Genomic DNA, 15,723 nt, shown 5'->3' with positions numbered 1-15,723 from the left:
GCGGTGAACACGGCGCGCCCCGTGGAGGGGTCTGTGTTCACGCAAGGTGGGGGTTCCTTTACGATTGGGGACTCGTGACCGTTGATACCACCGTAACCGTGCGGGTCCCCGCGAAGGTGAACCTCCAGTTGGCGGTGGGGCCCAGACGCGAGGACGGTTTCCACGCCCTCGTGAACGTGTTCCACGCCGTCTCGCTGTTCGATGAGGTTACCGTCAAGGCGGCGTCGCCGCGTCGGCCGCGTGCCCTCACCGCGTTGACCGCCACCGGGCGGTCCGAGTCCCACCTGGCCAGGGTGCCGCTGGACGAGGGCAACCTCGCGGCGCGCGCCGCCCTCCTGCTGGCCGAGGAGACGGGCGCGGGCTTCCCCGTGGACATCCACCTCGACAAGCGCATCCCGGTGGCGGGCGGCATGGCCGGGGGCAGCGCGGACGCCGCCGCCGCGCTGGTGGCCTGCGACCGCCTATGGGGCTGTGACCTGTCTCGGGAGCGGCTCCTCGACCTCGCCGCCCGGCTCGGCAGCGACGTGGCCTTCGGGCTGGTGGGTGACACGGCGGTGGGGACCGGTCGCGGTGAGCTCCTCGAACCGATGGTCAGCCCCGGGCGGTACCGGTGGGTGTTCGCCCTCTCCCCGCGCGGCCTGTCCACCGCCGACGTGTTCGGTGAGTACGACCGGCTGCGCCCCGACGCCCCGGAACCGCGTCTGGACACCGCCCTGGAGAAGGCACTGGCCAGCGGCGACGCGGTGGCCCTGGGCGCCTCCCTCAGCAACGACCTCCAGCCAGCGGCGCTCTCGCTGCTGCCCGAGCTGCGGCGCACCCTGGACGCGGGCCGCGGTGCCGGGGCGCTCGGTGCCCTGGTGTCCGGATCCGGGCCCACGTGCGCGTTCCTGGTCGGGGGCGGGGCAGAGGACCCGGGCGCGGTCGCGGAGCGGGAGGCCGGAGTGGTGGCCGCGCTGCGCGCCACCGGCCTGTGCGAGCAGGTCATCGCGGCCGACGGCGACGTCCCGGGAACCACCATCGTGTGACGTATATCACGTCATTTTGTGTCCGGATTCTGGGCGTCCTCGCCGTTGACCTCAACCATGGTTGAGGAAGAACACTGGTGACATGACGACGCCAGCCACCTTCTCCAGGTACGCCGACCTCCCCGCGCTGATCGGGCTCATGGAGGGTGACGAGAAGCACAACGCCGCCGCTCACTCCACCCTCGACGTTCTCTGGGTCCTCTACGACCGGGTCCTCGCCGTCTCCCCGGAGACCGCCGAGGACCCGGCGCGGGACCGCTTCCTCCTCTCCAAGGGCCACGGTCCGGCCGCCTTCTACGCCGTCCTCGCTGCCAAGGGCTTCCTCGACGTGCCCACCCTGCGCGGTTGGACCGCCTTCGACTCTCCGCTCGGCCACCACCCCGACCGCGTCCTGGTGCCCGGAGCGGAGATCGGCAGCGGTTCTCTCGGCCACGGCCTGCCGCTGGGTCTGGGCACCGCCCTCGGGCTGCGGGCCCAGGGGACACGCCGCGCGGACGGCACCGCACCCCGCGTGGTGGTGCTGGTCGGAGACGGCGAACTCGACGAGGGCAGCAACCACGAGGCCATCGCGGCCGCCGCGCGCCTGGGCGCCGACAACCTCACCGTCGTGGTGATCGACAACGCCTCCGCCACCCACGGCTGGCCCGGCGGTGTCGGACGCCGGTTCGAGGTGGAGGGCTGGGAGCCCCGCGAGGTCGGCGGCCGCGACCACGACGCCCTCCAGGACGCCTTCACCCGCCCGACCTCCGGACGGCCGCTGGCCGTCGTCGCCCGCGTCCGCAACGGAAACTGAAAGCGAGCCCGGTCATGCGTGACACCTTCGCCGCCGCCACCCACGAGGCACTCGACCGCGACCCCCGGACCGCGCTGGTCCTCGCCGCCATCTCCGCGGGCATGTTCCGCCGCGCCGCCGCCCGACACCCGGGCCGGGTGATCGACCTCGGCATCCGCGAACAGGCGATGATCGGCGTCGCCGGGGGCCTGGCCCTCACCGGCATGCGCCCCATCGTGCACAGCTACACGCCGTTCCTGGTCGAGCGGCCCTTCGAGCAGATCAAGATCTCCCTCGGCCACCAGGACGTGGGCGCGATCCTGGTGAGCATCGGCGCCTCCCACGACACCTCGGCCGAGGGGCGCACCCACCAGGCACCCGAGGACGTGGCGCTCCTGGACACTCTGCCCGGCTGGACCGTGCACGTGCCCGGCCACCCCGACGAGGTGCGGACCCTGATGGAGAGGGCGGTGCCCGGGGACGACCTCGTGTACCTGCGGCTGTCCACCCACACCAACAGGGCGGCCCTGCCCGTCGGTCCGCGCCTCAACGTGCTGCGCACCGGTTCGTCCCGCTCCGCCGGGGTGGTGGTGGCGGTCGGACCCATGCTGGACCGGGTGCTGGAGGCCACGGCGGGCCTCGACGTCACCGTCGCCCACACCTCCACCGTCCGGCCCTTCGACCACGAGGGGCTCAGCGCGCTCGCCGGGGCGGCGGGCAACGCCGACGTGCTGATCGTGGAGCCCTACCTCAAGGGCACCTCCGCCCACGAGGTGGCCGAGGCCCTGGCCGACCGGCGCCACCGCCAGGCGTCCCTGGGGGTGTCCCGCCGCGCCGAGGTCCGCGCCTACGGCACCGCCGCCGACCACGACCGGCTCCACGGCCTGGACGTCGAGGGGATCGCCAAGTCCGCCCGGGACTTCTTCCTGGTGTAGCGAACCCGCCCGGGGCCTCGCGTGGTGCGGCCCCGGGCGACCCCTCCTAACAGGCGTACGTTCTGCCGTCCGCCGCCTTGCCCCAGTTACAGCTGCTCAGCGTGCCCGCGGCCTTGTTGTCGTCCTTGCTGCCGGGCTTCTTCAACCGGAGGTCGGGGTTGCGGCCGCTTCCGTCGTTGGGCAGTACGTGGCGCGCGTAGCCCCGGTACACGTGGTGCGTGCCCTTCGCGTCCCGGTGGTTCGTTCCGGAGCCGGTGTGCACGTGGACGACGGCCCCCGCCGGGAGGTTGTACGAGGGCAGCGCCCGGCCGTAGGTGTTCGAGGTGATGTCCGGGACGTGGCCCCGGAGGTTGACGGTCTTCTTCGACACGTTCTTCACGACGAAGTACTCGCCGTTGAGATTGGTCTGCTTGTTGTTCTTCACGTCGGCCCCGGCGGCGTTGGGCCGCACGTGGGTGATCATCAGGGCGCCCGTGGTGGACGCGGCGTGCGCCGGGACGGGCACGAGGAACGCGGTGAGGAGTACGGCCGCGACGGCGGCACGGACGGAGCGCATGGGCTCCCCTTTCGGTTCACGCCGTCCTGCGATGCGGGCCTCCGGGGGGTGGCGCGCAAGCGGGGGTGCCGAGGACAGGGCAGAAGATTAGCCTGTCCGCGCCGAGGACGGGGCCGAAAGGAACCGATACGCGAAAAGTGTCGTCCCCGGCGGTCAGCCGGTCCGTTCACCGTCGCGGGGGCAGCACAATGGAAGGTGATGACGAATCTGGTCAACCTTCAGGACGTGTCCCTGGCCTACGGGCCGCTCGTACTCCTCGACAAGGTGTCCCTTGGCGTGGACGAGGGCGAACGCATCGGCGTGGTCGGCCGCAACGGCGGTGGCAAGTCCACGATGATCTCCGTGCTCGCGGGGCGGACCGAGCCCGACTCCGGCCGGGTCGTGCACAACCGCGGGCTGCGGGTCGGCTTCCTGCACCAGCGGGACGACTTCCCCGACAGCACCGTCGGTGAGTTCGTGCTGGGCGGACGGGCCGAGCACGAGTGGGCGGGGGACGCGCGCATCCGCGACATCCTCCGGGGCCTGCTCGGCGGCTGGGACCTCGACGTGCCCATGTCCGGGCTGTCCGGCGGCGAGCGCCGCCGCTCCGGGCTGGCGCGGCTGCTGGTGGACGACCACGACCTCGTCATCCTGGACGAGCCCACCAACCACCTCGACATCGAGGGCATCGCGTGGCTGGCCGAGCACCTGCGCGGCCGTCCGGAGTCCCTCGTGGTCGTCACCCACGACCGGTGGTTCCTGGACGCCGTGACCACCCGCACCTGGGAGGTCGGGCGCGGCACCGTCGAGAGGTACGAGGGCGGGTACGCGGCCTACGTGCTGGCCAAGGCCGAGCGCGACCGCCAGGCCGCGGCCGAGGAGGACCGCCGCCAGAACCTCATGCGCAAGGAACTGGCCTGGCTGCGCAGGGGAGCGCCCGCGCGCACCTCCAAGCCCAAGTTCCGCATCGAGGCGGCCAACCAGCTCATCGCGAACGAGCCGCCGGTGCGCGACTCCGTGGAGCTGGTCCGCTTCGCCAGCTCACGGCTGGGCAAGACCGTCATCGACCTCAAGAAGGTCTCGGTCGCCATCCCCGACCGCACGCTCCTGGACGAGCTCACCTGGCAGCTGGGCCCCGGCGACCGGGTCGGGCTGGTCGGCGTGAACGGCGCGGGCAAGTCCACCCTCCTCAAGATCCTCGCGGAGGAGCGGGAGCCCGACTCCGGCACCGTGCGCACCGGCCGGACCGTCAAGCTGGCGCACCTGTCCCAGAACGTCGCGGAACTCGACCCCACCGCCCGGCCCCTCCAGGCCGTCATGGACGTGCGCGAGCACATCACCATCGGCAAGCGCGACTACACCGCCAGCCAGATGCTGGAGAAGTTCGGCTTCCGGGGCGAGCGCCAGTGGACGCCGATCGGTGACCTGTCCGGCGGCGAGAAGCGTCGGCTCCAGCTGCTGCGGCTGCTCATGGACGAGCCCAACGTGCTGCTGCTGGACGAGCCCACCAACGACCTCGACATCGAGACCCTGACCGAGCTGGAGGACCTCCTCGACGGATGGCCGGGCTCCCTCGTGCTGGTCAGCCACGACCGGTACTTCCTGGAGCGGATCACCGACCGGGTGCTCGCCCTGATGGGCGACGGCGGCCTGGCGTTCCTGCCCGGAGGGGTGGACGAGTACCTGGAGCGCCGGGAGGCCAGCGCCGGCGAGGTCACCGTGCCGCTGGGCGCCTCCGAGACCGCCGTCCAGGAGCCCGCGGCCGCCCCGGCCGTGTCCCAGGCCGAGCGCCGCGCCGCCCAGAAGGAGATGCAGCGCGTCGAGCGGCGGATGGACAAGATCGCCAAGCGCGAGGAACAGCTCCACGAGCAGATGGCCGCCGCCGCCGAGGACTACACCCGGCTCGCGGACCTCGACGCCGAGGCCCGGACCCTCGCCTCCGAGAAGGAGGAGCTGGAGATGGTCTGGCTGGAGCAGGCCGAGCTGATCGGGGACTGACCGGTCACCGCGACAGGCGGGCCCGCTGGTCGGCCTCCACCGGCAGTAGGCTGCCGGTACGGTTCCGAACCTCAGGAGGAGACGCCATGGCTGGCCTGGACGAGATTCCGGTGACCATGATCGACGGCCGGGAGACCACCTTCGGTGAGTGGTCCGGGAAGGTGCGCCTCGTGGTGAACGTGGCGTCCCGCTGCGGGCTCACCCCGCAGTACGGGGCGCTGGAGGAGCTCCAGAAGCGCTACGAGGACCGGGGGTTCACCGTGATCGGCCTCCCCAGCAACCAGTTCCTCCAGGAGTTCGGCGGCGAGGAGAAGATCGCGGAGTACTGCTCGATGACCTGGGGCGTGACCTTCCCGATGACCGAGAAGGTGAAGGTCAACGGGCGCGGCCAGCACCCCCTGTACGCGGAGCTCACCCAGGCGTCCGACGCCGAGGGCCACGCCGGACGGGTCAAGTGGAACTTCGAGAAGTTCCTGGTGCTCCCCGACGGCGAGGTGCACCGGTTCCGCCCGGCCACCGTCCCGGACGCCCCGGAGATCGTGGAGCTCATCGAGCGCTCCCTGCCCGAGGGCGCCTGACCGCTCAGCCCGTTCCGCAGTCGACGTAGTCCTCGATGCTCTCCAGGAACTCCTCCGGGCGGGTCGAAGCAGTTCCGTGTTCTAGCGGATCCGGGCCTGGAAGGCGTCCGCGATGGCCTGGGCGCCGGCGAGGTTGGTGTGGATGTCCGGGCCCCGGGCCGTGTCGCACATCCAGGTGAGGTCGCAGATCCGCTGGAGGTTGACCGGCATGCCCGAGGCACTGTCGGCGGGGACCTCGGTGTCCGAGCCGTCGAAGGCGGCGTCCACGTCGGCCACGTCGATCCCGGCGGCCTCGTAGGAGGCGGTCAGTGACGCGTTCACCTGGTCGAGGATCTCCACGGTCCGGGCGGACAGGCTCGTCTCGCCGGAGGCGTCGGGGTCCTCCAGCAGGGCGAGGGCCAGGAACGGGTTGTAGTAGGTCATCCCGACGATCCGGGTGCTCGGGTCCGCCGCGTCGACCAGCCGTTCCGCGATCACCGGCACCTCGGTCTCCAGGCGCTCCAGGCCGTCCGCCACGCAGGCCTCGTCGACGCTGATCCCGTCGATGCCGAGCGCCTCCTCGTGGACGCCCTCGACGCACCCGGTGAAGTTGTTGCCCCCGATGGTGAGGGTGACCAGGTCGACCGCGTCGCCGTGCTCCCGCAGGAACTCCTCGGCCTGGTCGAGCTGGGCGCCCTCCTCGTAACGGTCGTCGCACCCGGGGATGCCGCCGCCGACGAAGGTCGTGGTGTCCTCGCCGCCGCAGCCCATGCGCTCGTGGCGGAGGGAGGAGTCGGTGTCCTTCAGCGAGCGGTACAGGACGTCGGTGTACCCCTCCGAGGTCTCCCGGCCCCGACCCCGCTCGTCGGGCTGCACCCCCACGGTCAGGGAGTCGCCCAGGGACAGGTAGTGGTTCGGCGCCGGAACGGGTTCCCCGGCCTCCTCAGCGGAGCAGCCCGCGACGACGAGGGTCGCGGCGACGGCGGCCATCCAACGGATTCTCAACGTGCTCTCCCACGGGCCCGGACGGTTCTCACCCCTGCGGGCCGGACGGGCTCCTGTCGAGGGGTGCGAGAAGGCTTCTCAGTAACGATGCCAGCTGTTCGCGCTCGGCGGCGGGCATCGGGGCCAGAAGGGTCTCCTCGTAGCTGAGGAGTGAGGCCAGTGCGGCGTCGATCCGCTCGGCGCCCCTCGCGGTAAGCCGGACCAGCACGCCGCGTTTGTCGGCGGGGTCGGGGCGGCGGCGCACGAGATCGGCGGCGGCCAGCCGGTCCACGCGGTTGGTCATGGTCCCGGAGGTGACCAGGGTGGCGCGCAGCAGGCGCCCGGGGCTGAGCTCGTAGGGCGGGCCGGAGCGGCGGAGCTCGGCCAGGACGTCGAACTCCCAGGGCTCCAGCGCGTGCTCGGTGAAGACGGTGCGTCGGGCACGGTCGAGGTGGCGGGCGAGCCGGGACACCCGGCTGAACACCTCCAGGGGCGTCACGTCCACGTCCGGCCGCTCGGAGCGCCACGCCTCGATCAGCCCATCCACCTCATCGCGCATGGCACCCAGCATATCTCTTGACATCAAGATAGTGGGGCGGGTATACGAATACCCGCCCCACTGGTGCCACCCGTGTCCGGGGCTCGGCTCAACGCTTGCGGCGCGTGTCCAGCCTCGGCTTGGACTCCAGCGCGGAGAGCCCGTTCCAGGCCAGGTTGACCAGGTGCGCCGCCACCACCTCACGCTTGGGCTTGCGCACCTCCAGCCACCACTGTCCGGTCAGCGCCCACATGCCCACCAGGGCCTGCGCGTACATCGGGGCGAGCGCCGGGTCGTAGCCGCGTTCGGAGAACTCGTCCGCCATGATGTGCTCGACCTGGCTGGCGATGTCGTTGATCAGGCCAGCGAAACTGCCGGTCCCGGAGGCCACGTGCGAGTCGCGGGTGAGCACCCGGAACCCGACGCTGTCCTCCTCGACGTAGCGCAGCAGGGCCAGGGCCGCCTTCTCGATCTTGCTGCGGGCGTGGTCCGCGGTGAGGGCCTCGCCCATCATGCCCAGGAGCGTGCGCATCTCCCGGTCCACGACGACGGCGTAGATGCCCTCCTTGCCGCCGAAGTGCTCGTAGACCACGGGCTTGGACACCCCGGCCCGCGCGGCGATCTCCTCAACGGAGGTCGCGTCGAACCCGCGTTCGGCGAACAGCTCCCGGCCGATCTCCAACAGCTGTTGCCGACGCTCCTTGCCCGTCATGCGCTTGCGGCGCACGCGGGTCCTCTGCTCGCTGTCGGCTGCTCCCATGATGGTTACTGATCCTAGACCTTGACCCGCTTGGCAGCGAGCCGTTCGTTGTTGGGCCAGCGCACCTTGGTGGCCCAGCCGAACTTCTCGAAGACCCAGATGACCCGGGCGGAGATGTCGATCTGGCCCTTGAGCACACCGTGGCGGGCGCAGGTGGGGTCGGCGTGGTGCAGGTTGTGCCAGGACTCACCGAAGGACGGGATGGCCAGCCACCACACGTTGCGGGAGCGGTCGCGGACCTCGAAGTTCTCCTCGCCGATGGTGTGGCAGATCGAGTTGATCGACCAGGTCACGTGGTGCAGCAGCGCGACGCGGACCAGGCTCGCCCAGAAGAACGCGGTGACCGCGCCCCAGACGGACATGGTGACCAGGCCGCCGATGACGGCGGGGGCGAAGAGCGAGAAGAGCACGATCGGCAGGAACAGCTTGTCGACGAGGACGACGTCCTTGTCCTTGAGCAGGTCCGGGGTGAAGCGGCGGGGGGAGGTCTTCTTCTCGTCCAGGTACATCCACGCCATGTGGGCGTAGTACATGCCCTTGGCCACGGACTTCCAGTCGTCCCCGAAGCGCCACGGCGAGTGCGGGTCGCCCTCGGCGTCCGCGTACTTGTGGTGGCGGCGGTGGTCGGCCACCCACTTGATGACGCTGCCCTCGATGGCCATGGAGCCCGCGATCGCCAGCGCGATCCGCAGCGGGCGGTTGGCCTTGAAGGAACCGTGGGTGAAGTGGCGGTGGAAGCCGACGGTGATGCCCAGGCCGCTGATCACGTAGAAGACCGTGGCGATGGCGATGTCGAGCAGCGACAGGCCCCAGCCCCAGAAGAAGGGCACCGCGGCGAGCAGCGCGATCAGGGGCACGAACACGAAGGCGAAGACGGTGTAGCGCTCGGCCTTGCCACGCAGCTCGGGCTCGTACTCGGGGATCGCCTCGCGCTTGGGAGCGGCGGTGGCGGTGGCGGTGCCGGTGGGCTTCTCGGCGCCTTCGGTCGGCACCTCTGGGGCAGCGGTCATGGGTCTTGCACACCTCGTCACGGAGAACGTCGTCACCGGTCGGGACGGCGTCACGGGTACGAGGCACCCGCCGAGACGGCCCAACCTATTCCTACGTAACCGTAACCTACGACCCCGTAGGTTTGGCAAGCCCCCGGGTGGAGGCGCTATGTTGGTGTCGAGCGTCCGGGCGAGCGTCCGGAACGTTCCCGGATGATGTAATCGGCAGCATCTGGGGTTTTGGTCCCCATCGTCCAGGTTCGAGCCCTGGTCCGGGAGCAACCCCCGCCGTCGCGCGACCGCCCCCTCCGAGGGGCGGGACGCACCCCGTGCGGGACACGGGAGAGGGACGGCGGCACAACTCACACCGGCGTCCGGCTGGCCCGCCCCTGCGGGAGTCCGCCGGGCGCCGCGCGCGGCGCCCCCTCACGCGCCTGATGTGTGCCGGTGTCACACATGTATCCTTCCCATGTCGGCCGCTGGTCATCCGACGGCCGCCCGCGCGGCATGCGGGTCGCGCCGCCGAAGGGTGAGCCGACGTTCATATGCCAGCTATCACGAGGGGTCTCCTCCAGTGAGCGTGAACCGTCCGGCTGCCGTGATCATCCTCGCGGCGGGTGAGGGCACCCGAATGAAGTCGAAGCTTCCCAAGGTCCTTCACGAACTCAACGGCCGCAGCATGCTCGGCCACGTGCTCCACGCGTCCAGAGAACTCGAACCCGGCAACACCGTGGTGGTCGTGGGCCACGCCCGGGACCAGGTGCGAGCCCACCTGGCCGAGGTCGCCCCCGAAGCCGTCACGGCGGTGCAGGAGGAACAGAACGGCACCGGGCACGCCGTGCGCATGGCGGTCGAGGACCTCGCCGCCCAGAGCGTCGATCTCTCCGGAACCGTCGTCCTGACCTGTGGGGACACGCCCCTGCTGCGCGGCGAGACACTCGCGTCGCTGGTCGGGGCACACGAGAAGGAGGGCAACGCGGTCACCGTGCTGTCCGCCCGCGTCCCCGACCCCCACGGCTACGGACGCATCGTGCGTGACGCCGACGGCTCCTTCACGGAGATCGTCGAACACGCCGACGCCACGCCCGAGCAGCACCTCGTGGACGAGATCAACTCCGGGATGTACGCCTTCGACGGCGCCCTCCTGAGCAAGGTCGTCCAGCGCCTGTCCACGGACAACGCCAAGGGCGAGGAGTACATCACCGACGCGGTCGGCCTGCTCCGCGCCGACGGCCACCGGGTGGACGCCTGGAGCGCCGAGGACTGGAACGAGGTCCAGGGCGTCAACAACCGCGTGCAGCTCTCCGAGGCGCGCCGCGTCCTGAACGACCGCCTCCTGACCGGGCACATGCTCTCCGGCGTGACCATCGTGGACCCCGCGACGACCTGGGTGGACGCCGGGGTCAGCATCGGCGCGGACACCGTGGTCCACCCGAACAGCCGCCTCTACGGCACCACGAGCATCGGTGAGGACGCCGAGGTCGGCCCCGGCGCCGACCTGCGCGACACCCTCGTCGGTGACGGCGCGAAGGTCCGCGAGACCACCGCGGACGGGGCGGAGATCGGCCCCTGGGCCACCGTCGGCCCCTACACCTACCTGCGGCCGGGCACCCGCCTGGCCGAGCGGACCAAGGCCGGTGCCTTCGTCGAGGTCAAGAACTCGAACGTCGGCACCGGCTCGAAGATCCCGCACCTGACCTACGTCGGGGACGCGGACATCGGTGTGGGCAGCAACATCGGCTGCTCCTCGGTGTTCGTCAACTACGACGGGGTCACCAAGTCCCGGAGCACCATCGGCGACCACGTCCGCATCGGCAGCGACAACACCATCGTCGCTCCCGTGACCGTGGGCGACGGAGCCTATTCCGGGGCCGGGACCGTGGTCCGCGACGATGTCCCGCCCGGTGCCCTGGCGATCTCCGAAGGACACCGGCAGCGTAACGTCGAGGGCTGGACGCGGCGCAAGCGTCCGGGAACTCCGCCCGCCGAGGCGGCGGAGCAGGCGGAACGGCACAGAGCCGACGCCGCTAACAAGCAGTGACTGTGGGGGAGAAACACGTGACCGGCATGAAGGCCACCGGCCAGAAACAACTGATGCTGTTCTCGGGGCGTACGCACCCGGCCCTGGCCGAGGAGGTGGCGAAGGAACTGGGGATCGAGGTGGTCCCCACCCGGTTCGACACCTTCGCCAACGGCGAGATCTTCATGCGGTACCTGGAGTCGGTGCGCGGCAGCGACGCGTTCGTCATCCAGAGCCACGCCGACCCGGTCAACGAGTCGATCATGGAGCAGCTGATCATGGTGGACGCGCTCAAGCGCGCCTCCGCCAAGCGGATCACCGTGGTCACCCCGATCCTGGGCTACGCCCGCCAGGACAAGAAGCACCGGGGCCGCGAGCCCATCTCCTCGCGCCTGGTCACCGACCTCTTCCGGACCGCGGGGGCGGACCGGATGATGGCGGTGGACCTGCACACCGACCAGATCCAGGGCTTCTTCGACGGCCCGGTCGACCACCTCTTCGCGCTGCCGATCCTGGCCGACCACATCGCCAGCCAGGTCGACCACGCCGAGATCACCGTGGTCTCCCCGGACGCCGGGCGCGTGCGCACCGCCGACCGCTGGGCGGACCGTCTGGGCGCCCCTCTGGCCATCATCCACAAGCGCCGTGACCCCGACGTCGCCAACCAGGTGAAGGTCCACGAGGTCGTCGGTGAGGTCAAGGACCGCGTGTGCGTCCTGGTCGACGACATGATCGACACCGGCGGCACCATCGTGAAGGCCTCCGAGGCCCTCTTCGAGCAGGGCGCCAAGAAGGTCCTGGTCGCCGCCACGCACGGTGTGCTGTCCGGTCCGGCCGCCGACCGCCTCCAGAACTCGCGCATCTCCGAGGTGGTCATCACCAACACGCTCCCCGTCCCCGAGGAGCGCGCCTTCGAGAAGCTCACGCAGCTCTCGATCGCCCCGCTGGTCGCCCGCGCGATCAACGAGGTCTTCACCGACGGTTCGGTCACGAGCCTGTTCGACTAGTCGCTGTCGCCGGCACCCGCGCACGGCGCGGGTGCCCCCGGCCGGGGCCGGAGCCGGTCCCGGGACGGGCCATGTACGGAGTCGTCACCAGAGACAGTAGACTTGGCCGAGTGTCCCCGTGTCCGGGTGGTTTCCTTTCGTGTCTCCGCCTGGAAACAACGCGGGCAGGGGTGCGCGACGAGCGTTCCCGGGCCGGACGGGTCCGGTGACGGCTCGCCGGGCACGCCTGGAACCAGGGCGGTCGAGTCCTCAGCGAGCTGGGTGACCCCGTCGCAATTCTTCGCCGAGGGCGAGAATCGTTCGTACTACTGGAGTCGTGTTCCCCGTACTGCGGGGTTGAACCCGAGGAGTTTTGTCGTGTCCGAGGTACGTATCGCTGCCGAGCCCCGCACGGAATTCGGCAAGGGCGCCTCCCGTCGCGCCCGCCGCGCGGGTAAGGTGCCGGCCGTCCTCTACGGCCACGGCACCGAGCCCCGCCACCTGAACCTGCCGGGCCACGAGCTCATGCTCGCCCTGAAGACCCCGAACGTCCTGATTCGCCTCGACGGCCTGGACAAGGACAACCTTGCCCTCCCCAAGAGCGTGCAGCGCGACGCCATCAAGGGCTTCCTGGAGCACGTCGACCTGCTCGTCGTCTCCAAGGGTGAGAAGGTCGAGGTCGAGATCAGCGTCTCCCTCACCGGTGAGGTCAAGGCTCCCGGCGTGCTCAACCAGGAGCTCGTCACCGTGACCGTGGAGGCCGAGGCCACCCGCATCCCCGAGGGTGTCGAGTTCGACATCAACGGCCTGGAGGTCGGCGCCACCCCGACCGCCGGCGACCTGAAGCTGCCCGCGGGCGTTTCCCTGGTCACCGACCCCGAGTCGATCCTGCTCACCGTCTCCGCGCCGCGCGTGGAGGAGGAGCCGGAGACCAGCACCGAGGCCGCCGGGGCCGCTGAGGAGGCCGCCGCCGAGTAGGCGCGGTCCCCAGCCCCACACGGCTCTGAGCGCGCGGTCCCCGATCCGGGGGCCGCGCGTTCGTCGTGCGGGGGCGTGCTCCGGGTGCCGATAGTGTCGGTCGGCATGTGGAGTCTGTTGAGCAGGTTGGGTATCCGGAAGAGCGGGGACGGCGAGGACATGGCCGAGGCGGAGCGCTGGCTGGTGGTCGGGTTGGGCAACCCGGGCCCCAAGTACGCGGGCAACCGGCACAACGCCGGTTTCATGGTCGTGGACGCCCTGGCCGCCGAGAAGGGCGAGCGCTGGAAGGTCCACAAGGCGCACGCCGAGGTCGTGGAGACCCGGATCGAGGGCGCCCCCGTGGTGCTGGCGAAGCCGCGCACCTTCATGAACGTCTCCGGCGGCCCGATCGCGGGGCTGGCGAAGTTCTACAAGGTCCCGATGGAGCGGATCATCGTCGTGCACGACGAGATGGACATCGACTACGGGGCGCTCAAGCTCAAGAAGGGTGGCGGGTCGGGCGGCCACAACGGGCTGAAGTCCACCACCGCCTCCCTGTCCGGCCCGGACTACCTGCGGGTCCGCTTCGGGGTGGGCCGCCCGCCCGGGCGTATGGACCCGGCCGCGTACGTGCTGCGGGACTTCTCCTCGACCGAGGCCCCCGAGCTGGACCTGAACGTGGAGCGCGCCGCCGACGCGGTGCGCACCATCCTCAAGGACGGTCTGGGCCGGGCGCAGAACATCTTCCACACCGCAGCCTGACCCGCACGCCCGACCCGCACGCCTGACCGGCCCCGTACAGGGGGCCGGAGGCGGGGGGCTCCGGCTCCCGGCCCCCGCCCGCTGGAGCCGGTCACGTTCTGCTTCGGATTTCGGTCAGGGCGGATCCCGGCCCCGCCGTGTCCCCTTCGAAAGGGCCCGGGCGGTCTCGGGACAGACACATTCTTGGTGGGATTGGGACTTCTTCCCCAACAGTCCGCGACCCACAGCGACTTTTCCACTACTTTTGGTTACTGTTCGGGTGGGCGGACGTCGTTTCGCGCCCGGAGAGAACCCATCCCTGCCCTTCGCTGAGGTAGCGCGCGCCCAGGGGTGGTCACCCATCGTGAGCATTCGCGGCCGTCAGTGGTCTTGGGGGAAACGTGGTCACAACCAGTGGGATCGTCCAGGGACAGCCCTCGGCGCGGCGACGGGAGCATCCGGTTCGGCCGGGCACGCCGGTCCGGGGGATCCGGCGGATTCCGGTCAACACCGGACCCCGGGCCGAGGCCTGGCTCCGTCCCTACGTCCTCGGCCTGGTCGCGCTGGACCTCACCGCCGCCGTCGTGGCGACCCTGGCCGGGAGCGCGGTCCGGTTCAACGACGCCCTTCTGGCCGGAACCACCACGCCCTACCTGCTGCTCTCCCTGGTCCTGCCGCCGGTGTGGGTCCTGTTCGTCCGGCTCGGCGGCGGATACGAACGCCGCTTCCTGGGGATCGGCACCGAGGAGTACCGCAGGGTCGCGGTGGCCGGAGCGTTCCTTGCCGCGACCGTGGCGGTCGGCGCCTACGCCGTCAAGTTCGACCTCGCGCGCGGCTACGTGCTCATCGCCCTGCCGCTGATCGTCCTGCTCTCCCTCAGCCTGCGCTACGCGCGCCGCAAGGCGCTGCACCGTCGGCGCCGCTCCGGGGCCTGTATGAGCGGGGTCGTGATCGTCGGCCACAGCGTCGGCGCCGGCGACCTCATCCGGCGGTTCCGCGACGAGATCTACCACGGCATGCGGGTGGTGGGCGTGTGCCTGCCCGCCCACGAATCGGACGTCACCGAGGTGGAGGGCTGTCCGGTCCTGGGGTCCTTCACCGACGCCGCCGACGCCGCCGCGCTGGTCGGTGCCGACTCGGTCGCGGTCCTGGCCTGCCCGGAGATGGACGGGGTGGAACTGCGCCGACTCGCCTGGGAGCTGGAGAAGACCGGCACCGACCTCACCGTGGCCTCGGCCCTCATGGAGGTGGCCGGACCCCGCACCACCATCCGTCCCGTGGCGGGCCTGCCCCTGCTGCACGTGGAGCACCCCGAGCTGGAGGGCACCCGCCGCGTGGTCAAGGGCGCCTTCGACCGCTGCGCCGCCGCGCTGGCGCTGGTCCTGCTCTCGCCCCTCTTCCTCGTCCTGAGCGTTCTGATCCGCTCGGAGGGCGGCGGACCCGCCTTCTTCCGGCAGACGCGCGTGGGCCGGGGTGGCGCCGAGTTCACCGTGTACAAGTTCCGTACGATGGTGGTCGGAGCGGACGCCCTCAAGGCGATCCTCCAAGCCCGGAACGAGCACGACGGTGTGCTCTTCAAGATGCGTAGGGACCCCAGGGTCACGTCCGTGGGGGCGTGGCTGCGCCGCTACTCGCTCGACGAGCTTCCCCAGCTCGTCAACGTGGTGCGCGGCGAGATGTCGCTCGTCGGTCCGAGGCCCCCGCTGCCGGAGGAGGTCGCCCAGTACGGGCACGACGTCCGCCGCCGGTTGGTGGTCAAACCGGGGATGACGGGCCTGTGGCAGGTCAGCGGCCGATCCGACCTCTCCTGGGAGGAATCGGTCCGTCTGGATCTGCGGTACGTGGAAAACTGGTCGCTGACATTGGACATCCAGATCCTGTGGAAGACGTGGTCAGCGGTGATCCGTGGGGCGGGAGCATACTAGC

15 protein-coding genes are annotated in these 15,723 nt (G+C 70.7%); 10 read left to right on the top strand and 5 right to left on the bottom strand.

What is annotated here, in order from left to right; translation table 11 throughout:
• Positions 1-74 precede the first annotated feature (74 nt).
• From ACRWK8_RS13905 to ACRWK8_RS13895, 3 genes are all read left to right on the top strand, one after another.
• A complete protein-coding gene (locus ACRWK8_RS13905; RefSeq protein ID WP_431870654.1) occupies positions 75-1,025 on the top strand; it encodes a 4-(cytidine 5'-diphospho)-2-C-methyl-D-erythritol kinase in 951 nt (316 codons plus the stop codon).
• 82 nt (positions 1,026-1,107) lie between these two features.
• A complete protein-coding gene (locus tag ACRWK8_RS13900; RefSeq protein ID WP_378742164.1) occupies positions 1,108-1,818 on the top strand; it encodes a thiamine pyrophosphate-dependent enzyme in 711 nt (236 codons plus the stop codon).
• Between the two features lie 14 nt (positions 1,819-1,832).
• Positions 1,833-2,732 (top strand): transketolase family protein, encoded by a 900-nt coding sequence (locus ACRWK8_RS13895; protein WP_378742166.1) that lies wholly within the window; start codon positions 1,833-1,835, stop codon positions 2,730-2,732.
• A gap of 46 nt (positions 2,733-2,778) precedes the next feature.
• Here the strand turns inward: ACRWK8_RS13895 and ACRWK8_RS13890 are convergent, their stop codons facing one another.
• Complete coding sequence (locus ACRWK8_RS13890; RefSeq protein ID WP_378742168.1) at positions 2,779-3,288, bottom strand: lamin tail domain-containing protein; 510 nt, start codon at positions 3,286-3,288, stop codon at positions 2,779-2,781.
• A gap of 198 nt (positions 3,289-3,486) precedes the next feature.
• Here ACRWK8_RS13890 and ACRWK8_RS13885 point away from each other — a divergent pair, with 198 nt between their 5' ends.
• Positions 3,487-5,265, top strand: coding sequence for an ABC-F family ATP-binding cassette domain-containing protein (locus tag ACRWK8_RS13885; RefSeq protein ID WP_431870651.1), 1,779 nt, complete (start codon positions 3,487-3,489; stop codon positions 5,263-5,265).
• Between the two features lie 86 nt (positions 5,266-5,351).
• On the top strand, positions 5,352-5,843 hold the full coding sequence (locus ACRWK8_RS13880; RefSeq protein WP_378742172.1) for a glutathione peroxidase: 492 nt from the start codon (positions 5,352-5,354) through the stop codon (positions 5,841-5,843).
• Positions 5,844-5,924: 81 nt separating this feature from the next.
• On the opposite strand, the gene ACRWK8_RS13875 is transcribed toward ACRWK8_RS13880, so the two are convergent.
• From ACRWK8_RS13875 to ACRWK8_RS13860, 4 genes are all read right to left on the bottom strand, one after another.
• On the bottom strand, positions 5,925-6,812 hold the full coding sequence (locus ACRWK8_RS13875; RefSeq protein ID WP_431870649.1) for a GDSL-type esterase/lipase family protein: 888 nt from the start codon (positions 6,810-6,812) through the stop codon (positions 5,925-5,927).
• 43 nt (positions 6,813-6,855) lie between these two features.
• A complete protein-coding gene (locus ACRWK8_RS13870; RefSeq protein WP_378742178.1) occupies positions 6,856-7,365 on the bottom strand; it encodes a MarR family winged helix-turn-helix transcriptional regulator in 510 nt (169 codons plus the stop codon).
• A gap of 88 nt (positions 7,366-7,453) precedes the next feature.
• The gene (locus ACRWK8_RS13865; RefSeq protein ID WP_378742180.1) at positions 7,454-8,104 is read right to left on the bottom strand and encodes a TetR family transcriptional regulator; all 651 of its coding nucleotides are present in this window, start codon (positions 8,102-8,104) and stop codon (positions 7,454-7,456) included.
• A 14-nt stretch (positions 8,105-8,118) separates the two neighbouring features.
• Complete coding sequence (locus ACRWK8_RS13860) at positions 8,119-9,114, bottom strand: acyl-CoA desaturase (RefSeq protein ID WP_378742182.1); 996 nt, start codon at positions 9,112-9,114, stop codon at positions 8,119-8,121.
• A gap of 553 nt (positions 9,115-9,667) precedes the next feature.
• On the opposite strand from ACRWK8_RS13860, the gene glmU reads away from it, so the two are divergent.
• The 5 genes from glmU (at position 9,668) to ACRWK8_RS13835 (ending at position 15,722) form a co-directional block, all read left to right on the top strand.
• A complete protein-coding gene (gene glmU / locus ACRWK8_RS13855; RefSeq protein WP_378742184.1) occupies positions 9,668-11,134 on the top strand; it encodes a bifunctional UDP-N-acetylglucosamine diphosphorylase/glucosamine-1-phosphate N-acetyltransferase GlmU in 1,467 nt (488 codons plus the stop codon).
• Between the two features lie 17 nt (positions 11,135-11,151).
• Positions 11,152-12,120, top strand: coding sequence for a ribose-phosphate diphosphokinase (locus ACRWK8_RS13850; protein WP_431870645.1), 969 nt, complete (start codon positions 11,152-11,154; stop codon positions 12,118-12,120).
• 357 nt (positions 12,121-12,477) lie between these two features.
• Positions 12,478-13,077 carry a 50S ribosomal protein L25/general stress protein Ctc gene (locus ACRWK8_RS13845; protein WP_378742189.1) on the top strand — a complete coding sequence of 200 codons (600 nt, stop codon included), beginning with the start codon at positions 12,478-12,480 and terminating at the stop codon, positions 13,075-13,077.
• A 105-nt stretch (positions 13,078-13,182) separates the two neighbouring features.
• Positions 13,183-13,818 carry an aminoacyl-tRNA hydrolase gene (gene pth, locus ACRWK8_RS13840; protein ID WP_431870643.1) on the top strand — a complete coding sequence of 212 codons (636 nt, stop codon included), beginning with the start codon at positions 13,183-13,185 and terminating at the stop codon, positions 13,816-13,818.
• Positions 13,819-14,198: 380 nt separating this feature from the next.
• The gene (locus ACRWK8_RS13835; protein ID WP_378742193.1) at positions 14,199-15,722 is read left to right on the top strand and encodes a sugar transferase; all 1,524 of its coding nucleotides are present in this window, start codon (positions 14,199-14,201) and stop codon (positions 15,720-15,722) included.
• Position 15,723: the final 1 nt, after the last annotated feature.

This window comes from Nocardiopsis eucommiae, from assembly GCF_965344335.1.
GTDB lineage: Bacteria > Actinomycetota > Actinomycetes > Streptosporangiales > Streptosporangiaceae > Nocardiopsis > Nocardiopsis eucommiae.
This window is presented reverse-complemented; position numbering and strand designations above follow the sequence as displayed.

Coding starts and splice junctions, on each gene's coding strand:
- ACRWK8_RS13895 (WP_378742166.1), top strand. CDS start 1,833: ATGCGTGACACCTTCGCCGCCGCCACCCACGAGGCACTCGACCGCGAC.
- ACRWK8_RS13865 (WP_378742180.1), bottom strand. CDS start 8,104: ATGGGAGCAGCCGACAGCGAGCAGAGGACCCGCGTGCGCCGCAAGCGC.
- ACRWK8_RS13870 (WP_378742178.1), bottom strand. CDS start 7,365: ATGCGCGATGAGGTGGATGGGCTGATCGAGGCGTGGCGCTCCGAGCGG.
- ACRWK8_RS13860 (WP_378742182.1), bottom strand. CDS start 9,114: ATGACCGCTGCCCCAGAGGTGCCGACCGAAGGCGCCGAGAAGCCCACC.
- ACRWK8_RS13875 (WP_431870649.1), bottom strand. CDS start 6,812: ATGGCCGCCGTCGCCGCGACCCTCGTCGTCGCGGGCTGCTCCGCTGAG.
- ACRWK8_RS13900 (WP_378742164.1), top strand. CDS start 1,108: ATGACGACGCCAGCCACCTTCTCCAGGTACGCCGACCTCCCCGCGCTG.
- ACRWK8_RS13885 (WP_431870651.1), top strand. CDS start 3,487: ATGACGAATCTGGTCAACCTTCAGGACGTGTCCCTGGCCTACGGGCCG.
- ACRWK8_RS13890 (WP_378742168.1), bottom strand. CDS start 3,288: ATGCGCTCCGTCCGTGCCGCCGTCGCGGCCGTACTCCTCACCGCGTTC.
- pth (WP_431870643.1), top strand. CDS start 13,183: ATGTGGAGTCTGTTGAGCAGGTTGGGTATCCGGAAGAGCGGGGACGGC.
- ACRWK8_RS13880 (WP_378742172.1), top strand. CDS start 5,352: ATGGCTGGCCTGGACGAGATTCCGGTGACCATGATCGACGGCCGGGAG.